Annotated in this window: 11 protein-coding genes and 1 pseudogene; 6 read left to right on the top strand and 6 right to left on the bottom strand. The window is 66.4% G+C overall.

The annotated features are described in order from the left end of the window. Positions 1-185: 185 nt before the first annotated feature. Entirely contained in the window at positions 186-2,015 is a 1,830-nt protein-coding gene (locus BLV97_RS10095; RefSeq protein WP_035845348.1) for a serine protease, read from the top strand. 123 nt (positions 2,016-2,138) lie between these two features. On the opposite strand, the gene BLV97_RS10090 is transcribed toward BLV97_RS10095, so the two are convergent. Next, entirely contained in the window at positions 2,139-3,587 is a 1,449-nt protein-coding gene (locus tag BLV97_RS10090) for a TrkH family potassium uptake protein (RefSeq protein WP_035845346.1), read from the bottom strand. Between the two features lie 148 nt (positions 3,588-3,735). On the opposite strand from BLV97_RS10090, the gene BLV97_RS10085 reads away from it, so the two are divergent. Together BLV97_RS10085 and BLV97_RS10080 are read left to right on the top strand one after the other, a co-directional pair. After that, a complete protein-coding gene (locus BLV97_RS10085; protein ID WP_143037510.1) occupies positions 3,736-4,779 on the top strand; it encodes an alpha/beta hydrolase in 1,044 nt (347 codons plus the stop codon). A gap of 24 nt (positions 4,780-4,803) precedes the next feature. Continuing rightward, positions 4,804-5,508 carry a glutathione S-transferase N-terminal domain-containing protein gene (locus BLV97_RS10080; RefSeq protein ID WP_035845344.1) on the top strand — a complete coding sequence of 235 codons (705 nt, stop codon included), beginning with the start codon at positions 4,804-4,806 and terminating at the stop codon, positions 5,506-5,508. Between the two features lie 115 nt (positions 5,509-5,623). Here the strand turns inward: BLV97_RS10080 and ptsP are convergent, their stop codons facing one another. Continuing rightward, the gene (ptsP, locus tag BLV97_RS10075; RefSeq protein ID WP_035845343.1) at positions 5,624-7,876 is read right to left on the bottom strand and encodes a phosphoenolpyruvate--protein phosphotransferase; all 2,253 of its coding nucleotides are present in this window, start codon (positions 7,874-7,876) and stop codon (positions 5,624-5,626) included. 38 nt (positions 7,877-7,914) lie between these two features. Next, entirely contained in the window at positions 7,915-9,174 is a 1,260-nt protein-coding gene (locus tag BLV97_RS10070) for an aspartate kinase (RefSeq protein ID WP_035845342.1), read from the bottom strand. 231 nt (positions 9,175-9,405) lie between these two features. Here BLV97_RS10070 and BLV97_RS10065 point away from each other — a divergent pair. Then, positions 9,406-10,395: pseudogene (locus BLV97_RS10065) on the top strand (IS5 family transposase). A 238-nt stretch (positions 10,396-10,633) separates the two neighbouring features. After that, positions 10,634-11,062, top strand: coding sequence for an FKBP-type peptidyl-prolyl cis-trans isomerase (locus BLV97_RS10060; protein WP_035845335.1), 429 nt, complete (start codon positions 10,634-10,636; stop codon positions 11,060-11,062). Between the two features lie 137 nt (positions 11,063-11,199). Here the strand turns inward: BLV97_RS10060 and BLV97_RS10055 are convergent, their stop codons facing one another. The 3 genes from BLV97_RS10055 to fabA are packed head-to-tail and all read right to left on the bottom strand — an operon-like array spanning position 11,200 to position 13,767. Continuing rightward, positions 11,200-11,988, bottom strand: coding sequence for an enoyl-ACP reductase FabI (locus tag BLV97_RS10055; protein ID WP_035845334.1), 789 nt, complete (start codon positions 11,986-11,988; stop codon positions 11,200-11,202). Positions 11,989-12,001: 13 nt separating this feature from the next. Then, positions 12,002-13,231 (bottom strand): beta-ketoacyl-ACP synthase I, encoded by a 1,230-nt coding sequence (gene fabB / locus BLV97_RS10050; RefSeq protein WP_035845333.1) that lies wholly within the window; start codon positions 13,229-13,231, stop codon positions 12,002-12,004. A gap of 26 nt (positions 13,232-13,257) precedes the next feature. After that, on the bottom strand, positions 13,258-13,767 hold the full coding sequence (gene fabA, locus BLV97_RS10045) for a bifunctional 3-hydroxydecanoyl-ACP dehydratase/trans-2-decenoyl-ACP isomerase (protein WP_035845332.1): 510 nt from the start codon (positions 13,765-13,767) through the stop codon (positions 13,258-13,260). Between the two features lie 194 nt (positions 13,768-13,961). On the opposite strand from fabA, the gene irrA reads away from it, so the two are divergent. Next, entirely contained in the window at positions 13,962-14,384 is a 423-nt protein-coding gene (gene irrA, locus BLV97_RS10040; RefSeq protein ID WP_035845331.1) for an iron response transcriptional regulator IrrA, read from the top strand. Positions 14,385-14,470 lie beyond the last annotated feature (86 nt).

Raw genomic sequence — 14,470 nt, 5'->3', positions numbered from 1 at the left:
CGGGGCGGGCGCGGCGCAAGCGGCTGCGGAGCGCGCCGGCGCAAGGGACAAGATGCCTTGATCGCCTTGCCGGTGTGCAGTCTGCACCACACCCCGCGCATGCTGGATGCATTGCCCCTCGCATCCCACCGGCCCCGCCGCTAGGGTCGCCTCATTGACCCGAAATCCGGTTAGACGAGGCGCTTATGAGGAAATTCGTTGGTCAGGTCGTGCTGATGGTCCTGATGGTCATGCTGGCCGGTGCCGGGACGTTGCGGGCCCAACAGCAGGCCTGGGTCCAGATCGAGGCCCGCCCCAACCTGTTGCAGGCGCAGGATCGCGCCCGGGCTTATGACGCGTCCTTCGGCAATGTCGAGGGCTTTGCGCTGACGACCGGGTGGTACGCGATCGTGCTGGGCCCCTATGGGCCGGCCGAGGCCCGCGCCAAGCTGCGGCAGCTGCGGCGCAACGGCCAGATCCCGTCCGATTCCTATGTCGTCGAAGGCGAAAAGTTCCGCCGCCAGTTCTGGCCGATCGGCGCGACGACGCAGATGCCGCAGGCCACCACTGCCGCGGCAGCCGAACCCGCGGCGAATGACGAAGCTACCGCGACGGGCGGCGCCGCGATCGCCTCGTCCGCCACGCCAGGGGTGGACCACAGCGCCCGGACTGTTCCCGAGGCGGCCGAGCGTCCCGAGACCCCGGCCGAAGCGCGACGCGCGGAAGCGCAGCTAGACCGCCAGCAGCGCGAGCATCTGCAGCAGGCGCTGAACTGGGCGGGCGCCTACAACGGCGCGATCGACGGCGCCTTTGGCCGGGGCACCCGCGGCGCGATGGCGGATTGGCAATCGGCCCAGGGCTATGAGCCCACCGGCGTTCTGACCACGGCACAGCGCAGCGCGCTGCTGGCCCGCTATGACAAGGAACAGGCGGCACTGGGCCTGAGAACCGTCACCGACGAGAATGCCGGCATCGAGATCGCGCTGCCGATGGCACTGCTGGATCCCCCGCGCTACGATCCTCCCTTCGCTCATTACGACGCCAAGAACGGCAGCGGCGTGCGGGTGTTGCTGATTTCGGAACCCGGCGACCGGGCGGCGCTGGCGGGCCTTTACAACCTGCTGCAGACGCTGCGGATCGTCCCGGTGACGGGGCCGCGCGCGCTGAAATCGGAATCCTTCACCATCTCCGGCAGCGACGACAAGAATTCGTCCTACAGCTATGCCGAGCTGCAAGACGGCTTGATCAAGGGCTTCGTGCTGGCCTGGAAAACCGGTGACGGCAAGCCGATGTCTCGGGTTCTGAAGGCGATGCAATCCAGCTTTCGCCCCTTCGGCAAGGCATCGCTCGATGCCTCGATGGTGCCCACCCCGGCCGATCAGCGCCGCGATCTTCTTGCCGGGCTGGAGGTGCGCAAGCCCGTCGCCGCCCGCAGCGGCTTTTTCGTCGATGGCCAGGGGGCGGTGCTGACCACGGATGCGGTGCTGAAAGACTGCGCCTCGATCACCATCGGCCCCGATACCCAGGCGCGTGTGGCGCATGAGGACCACAAGCTGGGGCTGGCCCTTCTGACGCCCGAGACCGCGCTTGCCCCGCAGGCGGTCGCCCGGTTCGAAAGCGCGGCGCCCTCGGTCGGTGATCCGGCGGCGGTGGCGGGCTTTGCCTATGGCGGCGTGCTGAGCGCGCCGGTGATGACCTATGGCACGATCGAGGGGCTGACCGGCCTGTCGGGACGGACCGATCTGCGCCGCCTAAGCCTGAAGGCGATGCCCGGCGATGCCGGCGGGCCGGTCTTCGACCAAAGCGGGGCCGTGATCGGCCTGCTGTTGCCGCGCGAGGCGGATGCGATCAAGACCCAGGCAGGTCAGCAATTGCCCGATAACGTGCGCTTCGCGATCGACGCGAAGGCGCTGACCGGCGTGCTGAAATCCGCGGGCCTGAATCCCGCCGACAACGACCGGATCGGCACGATGGCGCCCGAGGATCTGGCCGCGCTTGGCGCCGACACGACTGTACTGGTGCGCTGCTGGAAGTGACGCGCCGCCGCCATGTCCCGGGCGCCACGGCGGCCGGGACGGATCGAGGCATCCGTTTCCCTGAGACATCCCATCGATCCCGCCCGGCCTGCCGCCGCCCCCGTCGGTGCGGCTCGGCCCGGTTCAGCCCCGCCAGAAGCGCGGCACGAACAGCACGAAGACCGACAGCAATTCCAGCCGGCCGGCCAGCATGCCGAAGCTCATCAGCCATTTCGCCGGCCAGGGGAAAGTGTCCATCGCGCCGGTCGGGCCCACCCCGGGGCCAAAGGCCGGCCCGATGTTGAACACCGAGGTCCAGGCCGCCGTCACCGCGGTTTCCGAATTCAGGCCGATGAACGACAGCCCGACCGCGACCGCCCCGAAGGTCAGCACGAAAACCGTGAGCAGCACGATGACCGAGTTGATCACGTCCTCGCTGATCGGGCGGCCCTCCAGCCGCACGGGCAAGATCGCGTTGGGGCGCAGGATACGGCGGATCTGGGTGCGGATCGCCTCGAACACGATGAGAAAGCGAAACACCTTGATCGAACAGCCGGTCGACGCGGTACAGCCCCCGATCATGCCGGCGATAAACACCACCATGAAGGGAAAGGGCCCCCAAAGCCCGATGTCGACAGAGGTGTAGCCGGTGCCCGAGAAGATCGTGACCACGTTGAAGGTGGTCTCGCGCAGGGTCGCGAAGACGGGCGCGCCGCGGTCCACCACCTCGTAGGCCACGATCGCGGCGATCGCATAGGCGTTCCAGCGCAGATAGGCGCGCACCTGTATGTCGCGCCAAAGCGGCCGCCAGTTGCCGCCGCCCAGCTGCACAAAGCGGATGAAGGGCATCGAGGCCAGCAGCATGAAGGCGGCCGCAGCATATTCCATCGGCCCGGCATAGGCCGCGAAACTTTTGTCGGACGAGGCGAAGCCGCCGGTCGAGACGGTGGTGAGGGCGTGGACGAAGGCGTTGAACCCGGTCATGCCAAGGGCGAAGTAGGTCGCGGTACAGGCCAGGGTCAGCGCCAGATAGACCTTGATCAACCCGGTCGAGATATCCAGCGCACGCGGCAAGATCTTGCCCAGCGTATCAAAACTTTCCGACCGGAAATACTGCATTCCGCCGACCTTCATCACCGGCAGGAAGACCATCGCCACGATGACGATCCCCAGCCCCCCCAGCCATTGCAGCAGCCCGCGCCACAACAACGTGCCCGCGGGCAGGTGATCAAGGCCCACGAAAACGGTCGATCCCGTAGTCGTCAGGCCCGACATGGCCTCGAAATAGGCATCCGTCAGGCCGACATGCGGAGCGCCCAGCATGAAGGGCACGGCCCCGAACAGCGGCAGGATGACCCAGGTGCCGGTGGTCAGCAGAAAGCTTTGCTGGATCGTCAGCCCCTGCGTCACCCCGTTGGCGCAGGCCAGCGCCAGGGCGACGCCGGCAAGCGAGGTCATTGCCGCGCAGCCCAGGAAGACCGGCCAGTTGCCGTCGCCCTCGATCAGGTCTGCGGCAAACGGCAACAGCATCACCGCCCCGAGGGCGGCAACAAGCAGGCCGATCACATATCCGACGGGGCGCAGATCCGACATGGTCGGGCAGGATTGACCCGGCCAGCCCCAAGCTGTCAAGCGCGCCAAGGCGCCCGCGACGCAGGGTCTCGGGGCGGGCCGGCCCGGCCACCCGCCCGGCCCTTGGCCCGCCCACCGGCCGGCCCGCCCGCGGCACCATGCGGGATCCGTGGCGTCACGCACCGGTCACGACGCCTTCACCGGCTGTTTGCATTTCCGTGCCAAGCTGATCCCCGAGGCAGAACGAAGACGGGCGGGGGGTGATGTGGCCATGGTGCTGATCGCCATCAATGCGAACGAAGGTCGGGCAGGAACGCCGGAAACCGATGCCAGGCTGGATGCGGCGCTGGCCGCCCTGCCCTCGGACGCACCGCTCCTGGTGATGATCCACGGCTATCGCTTCTCGCCCCGGGTGCCGGGCCAAAGCCCGCATGGGCATATCCTTTCCTTCACGCCCGATCCCAGATGCTGGAAGGCCCGGTCCTGGCCGCGCCATCTGGGCGCCACGCCCGATGGGCCCGATCTGGCCATCGCCTTCGGCTGGGAGGCGCGCGGCTCGCTCTGGGCGGCCTATGCGGAGGCCGCGCGCGCCGGTGCCGCGCTGGGCGCCTTGCTGGAGCGGATCGCGACGCGGGCGCCCGGGCGCACGGTCGGACTGGTGGCGCATTCGCTGGGCGCGCGGGTGGCGCTCGCCGCGCTGACCGCCTTGCGCGGGCCGCTGACGCTGCGCGCCGTGCTGATGGCGGCGGCAGAATTTCGCGGACCCGCCCTGCGCGGGCTGCACGCGGCGCCGCGGGCCGAGGTGATGAACGTCACCTCGCGCGCCAATGGCGCCTATGACCTTGCGCTGCGCGCATGCCTGCCGCGATCCGGCCCGACCCTGGGGCACGGCTTGCCACAGGCCGGACGACACTGGGTGGATCTCAGCCTCGACGACACCCGCGCGCTCGACGCCCTGGAGGGGCTGGGCCAATCCATAGCCCGCCCCGGCCCCCGCTTCTGCCACTGGAACGCCTATCTTCGTCCCGGCATCTTCGGCCTCTATCGCGCAGTCCTGAGCGGGGCACTGCCCTTCGCGGCCCTGCGCGGGGCGCTTGCCCATCCGACCCACCGGCCGCACCCGCAGACCCGCGTCAAAGCCCCGACCGGGCCGCATCTTTCCCCCTCGCGTGCCGCGCGCCCCTTGCCTGGCGCCCGCAACGTGCCAAGTTAAGGCCGGCACCGACAGGAGGGACATATGGCCGCACCGATCGAACTTTACTTCTGGCCGACGCCGAACGGCTGGAAGATCACCGTCGCCTTGGAAGAAATGGGACTTCCCTACAACCTCAACCTGGTCGACATCGGCGCGGGCGCGCAATTCGCCCCGGAGTTCCTGAAGATCTCGCCCAACAACCGGATGCCGGCGATCGTCGACCCCGAGGGCCCGGATGGCGCGCCGATCTCGATCTTCGAAAGTGGCGCGATCTTGCAATATCTGGCGCGCAAGACCGGCAAGTTTGGCGGACCGACCGAACGCGACCGGATCGCGGTGGACCAGTGGCTGATGTGGCAGATGGGGGGGCTGGGCCCGATGGCCGGCCAGGCGCATCACTTCCTCAAATACGCCCCGGCGATGGATCCGCCGCACGACCTGCCCTATGCCAAGGACCGCTACCGTTCCGAGGTGGCGCGGCTTTACGGCGTGCTCGACCGGCAGTTGGCAAAGAACGAATTCGTCGCCGGCGATTTCCTGTCGATCGCCGATTTCGCGATCTGGCCCTGGTCCTCGCTTTGGGAAGGCCAGCAGCAGACCCTGGACGACAAGCCGCATCTGCGGCGCTGGCTGGACCAGATGGGCGCGCGGCCTGGCGTGCAAAGGGGCCGCGCCGTCGCGGCCGAAAAACGCGGCGACATCGCCAAGGATCGCAAGGCGCAGGAGGCGCTGTTCAAGCGCGGCTAGCCGCAGGGCGCCGGCCGTCCGGCCGGGGCACCCGCCCCGGCCAGACGCCGATGAAGCAAGGCCCAAGATGCCACGCGCGGGTCCGCCGTTCGGGCCCGTCGCCAAAGCCCATCGCTTAGGCCTGCCCCGCTGCGCCCGAGGCCAGCCAGGCCATGACGGCCGCGCGCACCGATTGCTGGCCCTCGCGGCCGGCGGCATCGATCACCTGACGCAATTCGCCCAGATCGACACGGCGGATCAGGTGCTTCACCGGCCCGATCGAGGCCGGACGCATGGAAAGGGTGCGCAAACCGATCGCCGCCAGGCAGATCGCCTCGACCGGTCGTCCGGCGTCCTCGCCGCAGAAGCTTACCGGCGTGCCCGCCTCTTCGCAGCGCTTCACGATCATGTCGATGAACCGCAGGTAGGAACAGTTCAGCGTGTCGTAACGGCGGCGCACGCGCTCGTTTTCGCGATCGGCTGCGAAGAAGAACTGCTTCAGATCGTTGCCCCCGATCGAGATGAAATCGGCCAGCTCGAAGAATTGCCGCGGCGCATAGGCAAGACTGGGGGTTTCCAGCATCGCGCCGATCTCGACCTTCTCGGGCAGCACATGGCCCATCTCGCGTTCGCGCGCGACCTGTGCCAGGACCAGGTCGCGCGCCTGGACGAATTCCTCGAACTGGGTGACGAAGGGGAACATCACCTGCAGAGGTCGCCCGTTCGCGGCCCGGATCAGCGCCTGGGCCTGCATCTTCATCACGCCGGGCTTGTCCAGTCCCAGCCGCAGCGCGCGCCAGCCCATCGCCGGGTTGGGTTCGTCCTGCGGCTTCATGAAGGGCACCACCTTGTCGGACCCGATGTCGAGGGTGCGAAACACCACGGGCTTTCCCTTGGCGGCATCCATCACCCGCCCGTAAAGCGCCGCCAGTTCGGACCTGCGCGGCACCTTGGTACGAACCAGGAACTGCAATTCCGTCCGGAACAGCCCCACGCCCTCGGCGCCCGACCCCGCCAGCGACGGCAGATCGGCCATCAGCCCGGCGTTCATGTATAGCTTGATCTCGGTTCCGGCCCGATCGGTGGCGGGCTTGTCGCGAAGCCCGGCATAACGTTCCTGCGCCTTGGCCTGCATGGCGATCTTGTCCCGAAAGGCAGAGGCCACGGTTTCCTCTGGTCTCAGATGGACCACGCCCTGATCGCCATCAACCAGGATCGGATCACCATTCAGCGCCTCGGTGGTGATCCGCTGGGCATGAATCACCAGCGGGATCGCCAGAGCCCGTGCCACGATCGCCGCATGGCTGCCGACGGCGCCCTCCTCCAGCACCACGCCCTTCAGCTTGCGGCCGTAATCCAGCAATTCGCCGGGGCCGATGTTGCGTGCGATCAGCACCGGATCGTCAGGCATCTCGGCCCCGGTTTCGTTGCCCTGCCCCGTCAGGATGCGCAGCAGCCGGTTGGACAGATCGTCGAGATCGTGAAGCCGCTCGCGCAGATAGGGATCGGGCACCCGGCCCAGCCGTGCGCGGGTCAGCGATTGTTCCTTCTCGACCGCCGCCTCGGCCGACAGGCCACGCGCGATATCCTCTTCCATGCGCTTCATCCAGCCGCGGGAATTGGCGAACATGCGGTAGGCTTCCAGAACCTTGGTCTGTTCCATGTCGCCGGTCGATTGCGACAGCAGGTCATCGACCGACAGCCGCAATTCGTCCACCGCCGCCTGCAGGCGCACCAGTTCGGCCTGCGGATCGTCGGCGACCGGGTTGGTGACCACGACGCGGGGCTCATGCAGCCAGACATGCCCTTCGGCCGCACCCTCCTGCCCGGTCGCGCCGCGAAACAGCACCGGATGCTTGTGCGGCGCGGCCAGCGCCTCGCCCTCGCCGACGAAGGCGCCCAGCTCCGCCATCTCGGCCAGCACCATGGCGACGACTTCCAGCGCGTAGACCTCGTCTTCCGAGAATTGCCGCGCCTCGCGCGACTGCACCACCAGCACCCCCATGCGTTCGCCCAGGCGCTGGATCGGCACACCGAGAAAGCTGGAATAGGCCTCCTCGCCGGTCTCGGGCATATAGCGAAAGCCGCGCTCCTTCGGGGCCTCGGCGGAATTGATCGGCCGGGCCTCGCGCGCGACGCGGCCCACCAGGCCCTCGCCCAGGCGCAGGCGGGACTGATGCACCGCCTCGGGCTTGAGACCTTCCGAGGCGCAAAGTTCCAGCGTGTCCATGTCGCGAAACAGGTAGATCGAGCAGACCTCGCAGCCCATCGAATCCGCGATCAGATGGGTAACACGGTCCAGCCGCTCCTGCCCGGCGCCGCGCTCGGCCAGGCTGTCACGCAAGCGGCGCAGCAGCTTGCGGCTATCGGTTTCCAAATGCTCGGGCATCCCCTCGCCCCGACTAGATGCTGGGGCCGAATGCCGGATTAGGCACCCGCCTCCAATTCGAAAGCATCATGCAGCGCCTGAACCGCAAGTTCCATGTATTTCCGGTCGATCAGCACCGAAATCTTGATCTCGGAGGTTGTAATGACCTTGATGTTGATCCCCTCGGAGGCAAGCGCCTGGAACATTTTCGCGGCCACACCGGTATGACTGCGCATGCCGATACCCACCACCGAAACCTTGGCCACCTCGGTGTCCTCGACCAGTTCCTCATAGGCGATCTGGCCGGCTGCGCGGGCTTCCTCCATCGCCTTGCGAGCGCGCGCGACCTGGTTCGTGGGGCACGAAAAGGTCATGTCGGTGACCGCGAAGGTGCGACCCCCGTAATCCTTTTCGGAAATGTTCTGGACGATCATGTCCACATTCACCCCGGCCTCGGCCAGGGGCCCGAAGATCGCGCTGGCCACCCCGGGGCGATCTTCCACGGTGACCAGGGTCAGCTTGGCTTCGTCGCGCGAATAGGCGACGCCAGAGACGGCTTTCGATTCCATGATTTCCTCCTCGTCGCAGACGAGCGTTCCAGAATTGTCGTCACTGTCCTCGAAGCTCGACAGAACCCGCAGGCGCACCTTGTAGCGCATCGCAAGCTCGACCGAACGGGTCTGCAATACCTTGGCGCCCAGGCTGGCAAGCTCCAGCATCTCCTCGAAGGCGATCTTCTCCAGCTTGCGGGCCCTGGTGCTGATGCGCGGGTCGGTGGTGTAGATGCCATCGACATCGGTGTAGATATCGCAGCGCTCGGCCCCGAAGGCGGCGGCGAAGGCCACGGCGGTGGTGTCGGAACCACCGCGCCCCAACGTGGTGATCCGGCCTTCGGGGCTAACGCCCTGAAACCCCGCGACCACGGCCACCTTCATGCCCTCGGCGAACTTCTGATCGATGTTCTCGCGCGGAATATCCACGAACCGCGCCGCCGCATGGGCGCTGGTGGTCTGGATCGGCACCTGCCAGCCCTGCCAGCTGCGCGCGGGCACGTCCATCTCCTGCAGGGTCAGCGCCATCAGCCCGGCCGTCACGTTCTCGCCCGACGAAACCACGACATCGTACTCGCGCGCATCATAGAGCGGCGAGGTTTCCTCGACCCAACCGACAAGTTCGTTGGTCTTGCCCGACATCGCGGAAACGATGACGATCACGTCATAGCCGCGCTCGACCTCGCGCTTCACCTTCTGGGCGGCGTTCGCGATACGCTCAAGGTCGGCCACTGACGTGCCGCCGAATTTCATCACCAGAAGCGGCATTTACCCCCCCCTGACAGGACCGGACCGGGGGCGGCTTAGCCGGGTGCGGGGCTTTGCGCAAGGGGCAATGCGACGGCGCAAGACCCGTTGGGATCGCACGCTCACAGATACGAATCCCCCTCTCTGCCCTTCATCTTGGCGGAAATAATCGGCCTTATGTATCAAGGTGGCTCTGTTGCACAAATCCGGTGAGGGATTCATCTCGAGAATCCAGCATGGTAGCTGTGCGTCATGAGCAGACCGATACCACCGACCTATAAGACCAGAAACTGGCCAGCCTATAACGAAGCGCTCAAGCGCCGGGGTTCACTGACGATCTGGTTCGATCCCGAGATGAGGTGGAATGCTGCGCCGATGGGCAAGCGGGGTCGACGGCGACGCGGCGATCCGGGCCTGTCTGTCGATGAAGGTGTTGTTCGGCATGGCGCTTAGGCAGACGACCGGCTTCATCGAGAGCCTGCTGCGCCTGGTTGGGCTGGACTGGGGGGGGGGGGGGGGGGGGGGGGGGGGGGGGGCCGATTTCAGCGCCCTGAGCCGCTGCCAGAAGACGCTGACCGTCAACATTCCCTATCGCGGCTCCAAGGGGCCGCTGCACCTTCTGATCGCCAGCACGGGGATCAAGGTTGAGGGCGAAGGCGAGAGGCCCGCGCGCAAGCATGGCGGCCCAAACGGCGGGTCTGGCGCAAGATCCACCTCGGGATCGACGAGCAGACGCTGGAGGTCCGGGCCGTCGAGATCACCGGAAGCCACATCGGCGATGCACCGGTCCTGCCCGAGCTGCTCAGCCAGATCCCGGCTGACGAGGAGATCGGTTCGGTGACCGCCGACGGCGCCTACGATACCCGCAAGTGCCACGATGCGATCGCCGACCGCGGCGCCCATGCCGTCATTCCGCCGCGCAGGCACGCGAAACCATGGAAGACCGTTGCCGCCGGTGCGATGGCAAGAAACGAGGCCCTACGAGCCTCGAAATACCTCGGTCGGGCACTTTGGCGACGATGGAGCGGATACCATCGCCGGAGCAGCGTCGAGATATGAGCCGGATCAGAAAACGATCCGGGGGATCGTTTGCCCGGCGATTGGATGCACTGCGTGAAACTTCTGGGTCAGCGCCTCATGGCGCGGGACTTCGACCGCCAGATTGCGGAACTTCAGGTCCGCATTGCCGTGCTCAACGGCTACACCGCGCTCGGCATACCCGTCACAGACGTCGTGGGATAAGTCCGTCCGGGGATAGGGGAAGCTCAGCTATCACCCGATTTGTGCAACAGAGCCCGTTTGATGCATAAAGCCGGAAATACTCCTGGGGTGCAGGGGGCAGAGCCTCCTGCCTTCGCCCCGGCCCTCCGCGCCACGGGGTTTACATTCCCGTCCCGGCTTGTCAGGTTTGTCCCTCATCCAAGAGCACCTGCGCCCCCAGGCGCGGCCTCGAAAATTCCCCCGAAACAGAGAGAAATCCATGACCCAGGTGAAACCCGGCGACAAAGTGCGCATCCATTACACAGGCACCTTGGCCGACGGCTCGGTCTTCGACAGCTCCGAGGGGCGCGATCCGCTCGAATTCACGGTCGGCTCGGGCCAGATCATCCCCGGCCTCGACGCCGCGCTGCCCGGCATGTCGGAGGGCGAGGAAAAGACTGTCACGATCGCGCCCGAACAGGCCTATGGCCCGGTCAATCCCGATGCCCGCCACGCGGTGCCCCGCAACCAGGTGCCGGACAACATCCCGCTGGAAGTGGGCACCATGCTGGAACTGCGCACCCCCGAAGGCCAGGCGATGCCGGTCCAGGTGGTCGAGGTGACCGAGGACCAAGTCACGCTGGACGCCAACCACCCGCTGGCCGGCAAGGAACTGACCTTCGCCTTCTCGATCGTCGAGATCGCCTGAAGCGGGTTTCGCCGCGCGAAAGCCTCCTGCGGCGATCTCTTGGTCAAAAAGAAGGGGCGGATCTGGTCAAAAAGAAGGGGCGGATCCGCTGCCCCTTGAAGGAAAGGGAACCGCGTGCCGACCGTTCGGAGACGGGATCAGAGGTTTTCCGGCTGCGGCATGCCCAGGACGTGATAGCCGCCGTCGACGCGGATGATCTCTCCGCTGGTGCAGGCGCCGTAATCCGACGCCAGGTAGACTGCAGTGCCGCCCACCGCCTCGAGCGTGGCGTTGATGCGCAGCGGGGCGTTGGCCTCGGTCTGACGGAAGGTCTTGCGCGCGCCGCCGATGGCCGCGCCGGCCAGTGTCTTCATCGGTCCGGGAGAGATCGCGTTCACGCGAATGCCGTCGGGGCCCAGGTCGTTCGCCAGATACCGCACCGCCGATTCCAGCGCGGCCTTCGCCACGCCCATGACGTTGTAATAGGGCGTGACCCGGTTCGACCCCTGATAGGTCAGCGTCAGGATGGTGCCGCCGTTCGGCATCAGATGCGAGGCTCTGCGCGCAACGTCGATCAGCGAAAAGCATGAGATCGACAGAGAATTACGGAAGTTTTCGCGCGAGGTGTTGATGAAGCGACCGGTCAGTTCGTTCTTGTCGGAATAGGCGATCGCGTGGACCACGAAATCCAGGCGACCCCATTCCTGCTTGAGCGTGGCGAAGGCCGCGTCCAGAGACGCGTCATCCATCACGTCGACCTCGACCAGGATGTTCGAGCCCAGGCTTTCCGCCAGCGGCTGCACCCGCTTGCCGAAGGCTTCTCCTTGGTACGAAAAGGCAAGCTCCGCCCCTTCGGCGGCCATCGCCTTGGCGATGCCCCAGGCGATCGAGCGATCATTGGCCACGCCCATGATCAGCCCGCGCTTGCCCTTCATCAGATCGGCCATGACGCCCGCTCCCTCAATCCAAGTATCTGCTGAACATCAGCGAGGCATTGGTGCCGCCAAAGCCGAAGCTGTTGGAAAGCACGGTATCCAGCGCCACCCCTTCGCGCAGGGTGGTCACGATCTCGTCGGGCTTCAGCGCGGGATCCAGTTCGCTGACATTGGCCGAGGCGGCGATGAAATTGCCCTGCATCATCAGAAGCGAATAGATCGCCTCATGCACGCCGGTGGCGCCAAGGCTGTGGCCCGTCAGCGACTTGGTCGAACTGATCGGCGGCGTCGTGCCATCGCCGAAGATGCGGCGCACGGCCTCGACCTCGCCCACGTCGCCCACCTGCGTCGAGGTGCCGTGGGCATTGATGTAATCGACATGGCGGCCTTCGGGCAGCGTGGACAGCGCCAGGCGCATCGCGCGCTCGCCGCCCTCACCCGAAGGCGCGACCATGTCGTAGCCGTCCGACGTGGCGCCGTAGCCGGTAACCTCGGCATAGATCTTGGCGCCGCGGGCGCGGGCGTGTTCCAGTTCTTCCAACACCACCACGCCGCCGCCGCCGGCAATGACGAAACCGTCGCGCGTGGTGTCATAGGGGCGCGAGGCGGTTTCGGGCGTGTCATTGTATTTCGACGACATCGCGCCCATCGCGTCGAACAGGCATGACAAAGTCCAGTCCAGTTCCTCGCCGCCGCCGGCGAAGACGATATCCTGCTTACCCATCTGGATCAGCTCGGTCCCGTTGCCGATGCAATGGGCCGAGGTCGAGCAGGCCGAGGTGATCGAATAGTTCACGCCCTTGATCTTGAACGGTGTCGCCAGGCAGGCCGAATTGGTCGACGACATGCAGCGCGTCACCATGAAGGGGCCCATCCGCTTCGGGCTGCCCTTCTCGATCACGATCTGATGGGCCTGGAAGAAATTCGACGTCGACGGCCCGCCCGACCCCATGATCAGGCCGGAACGCTCGTTCGAGACGTCGGACGGCTCCAGCCCGGCATCGGCGATCGCGTGCTCCATGGCCAGGAAATTGTAGGCCGCGCCATCGCCCATGAAGCGCATGTTGCGCTTGTCGATATGGTCCGACAGCACGATCTGGGGCTGCCCCTTCACCCGGCTGCGAAAGCCGTGTTCGGCATAGTCCTCGGCGAAGACGATGCCAGAGCGACCCGCGCGCAGGCTTGCCTCGACCTCGGCGGCATTGTTTCCAATCGGGCTGACGATGCCAAGCCCGGTGACGACGACGCGGCGCATGTTCGGCCTCCTCATCTGGTTCCTGGTCAGCTCTCGGAGAGCGCGACCCTCATGTCCTTGACCTGGTATATAACCTCGCCATCGGCCTCAACGATCCCGTCGGCAACGCCCATGGTCAGACGGCGGGTCTGCACGGCCTTGGTGAAGTCGATCTTGTAGGTAAGCAGCTTGCGGTCGGGACGCACCATGCCGGTCAGCTTCACCTCGCCCACGCCCAACGCATAGCCCCGGCCCTTCCAGCCGCGCCAGCCCAGGTTGAAGCCGGTCAGCTGCCACAGCCCGTCAAGGCCCAGACAGCCGGGCATGATCGGGTTGCCGGGGAAATGGCAGTCGAAGAACCACAGATCGGGGGTGATGTCGAACTCGGCCAGGACATGACCCTTGCCATGGGCGCCGCCATCCGCGGAGATGTCGGTGATACGATCCATCATCAGCATCGGCGGCGCGGGCAATTGCGCGTTGCCGGGGCCGAACAATTCGCCCCGCGCGCATTTCAGCAGCGCCTCCCTGTCGAAGCTGGTCGGATACTGCGCCATGCGGCCCTGCCCCCTCATGATCCCGTCTTGGTCCCGGTCCGGTCGTCCGTCCCGGTTCTTCCGATCCCTCTATCACCCAGTCCAGAAGTCATGCAAGGGCGCCGGATCGCGCGCCCGGGCACATGTCGTTTTCGTTTGAACTTGGCCCTGCAGGCATTCTATACTTGTGCGCCATGAGGGAAAGGCCCCAACGGATGAGCGGAAGCGTCACGGAACGCGAGCGCGGTGCAGCCTGGCTGGCCGGCGCGGGGTTGCGTCCGACGCGGCAGCGCCTGTCGCTGGCGATGTTGCTGGTGGGCGATGGTGAAAACCGCCATGTCACCGCCGAGAGCCTATATGTCGCAGCCCGCGCCGCGGGTGAGCAGGTTTCGCTTGCCACGGTCTACAACACCCTGCGCGCCTTCTGCGATGTCGGCCTGATGAACGAGATCGCCGTCGACGGTTCGAAAAGCCATTTCGATACCCGCACCGACGACCACCCCCATTTCTACTGGGAAGACGAGAACCGGCTGAGCGACGCCCCGGCCGAGCATCTGCGCATCTCCGGTCTGCCAAAGCCGCCGGACGGCACGGTCGTGTCGCAGGTCGACGTGGTGATCCGGCTGAAACGCGCCTGAGGCCTCGGCCGCGCGGTCGTCACGGCAGCCATGGAACAAGCCTGCTGCTTCGCGGCCCGCGCAAGGCGGCGCAAGAAGGTGCGGCC

The organism is Allgaiera indica (genome assembly GCF_900106675.1).
GTDB lineage: Bacteria > Pseudomonadota > Alphaproteobacteria > Rhodobacterales > Rhodobacteraceae > Acidimangrovimonas > Acidimangrovimonas indica.
Note: the sequence above shows the minus strand (reverse complement) of the source record. Positions and strands in the feature narration are given on the sequence as shown.

Coding starts and splice junctions, on each gene's coding strand:
- BLV97_RS10095 (WP_035845348.1), top strand. CDS start 186: ATGAGGAAATTCGTTGGTCAGGTCGTGCTGATGGTCCTGATGGTCATG.
- BLV97_RS10090 (WP_035845346.1), bottom strand. CDS start 3,587: ATGTCGGATCTGCGCCCCGTCGGATATGTGATCGGCCTGCTTGTTGCC.
- BLV97_RS10080 (WP_035845344.1), top strand. CDS start 4,804: ATGGCCGCACCGATCGAACTTTACTTCTGGCCGACGCCGAACGGCTGG.
- ptsP (WP_035845343.1), bottom strand. CDS start 7,876: ATGCCCGAGCATTTGGAAACCGATAGCCGCAAGCTGCTGCGCCGCTTG.
- BLV97_RS10070 (WP_035845342.1), bottom strand. CDS start 9,174: ATGCCGCTTCTGGTGATGAAATTCGGCGGCACGTCAGTGGCCGACCTT.
- BLV97_RS10060 (WP_035845335.1), top strand. CDS start 10,634: ATGACCCAGGTGAAACCCGGCGACAAAGTGCGCATCCATTACACAGGC.
- BLV97_RS10055 (WP_035845334.1), bottom strand. CDS start 11,988: ATGGCCGATCTGATGAAGGGCAAGCGCGGGCTGATCATGGGCGTGGCC.
- fabB (WP_035845333.1), bottom strand. CDS start 13,231: ATGCGCCGCGTCGTCGTCACCGGGCTTGGCATCGTCAGCCCGATTGGA.
- fabA (WP_035845332.1), bottom strand. CDS start 13,767: ATGGCGCAGTATCCGACCAGCTTCGACAGGGAGGCGCTGCTGAAATGC.
- irrA (WP_035845331.1), top strand. CDS start 13,962: ATGAGCGGAAGCGTCACGGAACGCGAGCGCGGTGCAGCCTGGCTGGCC.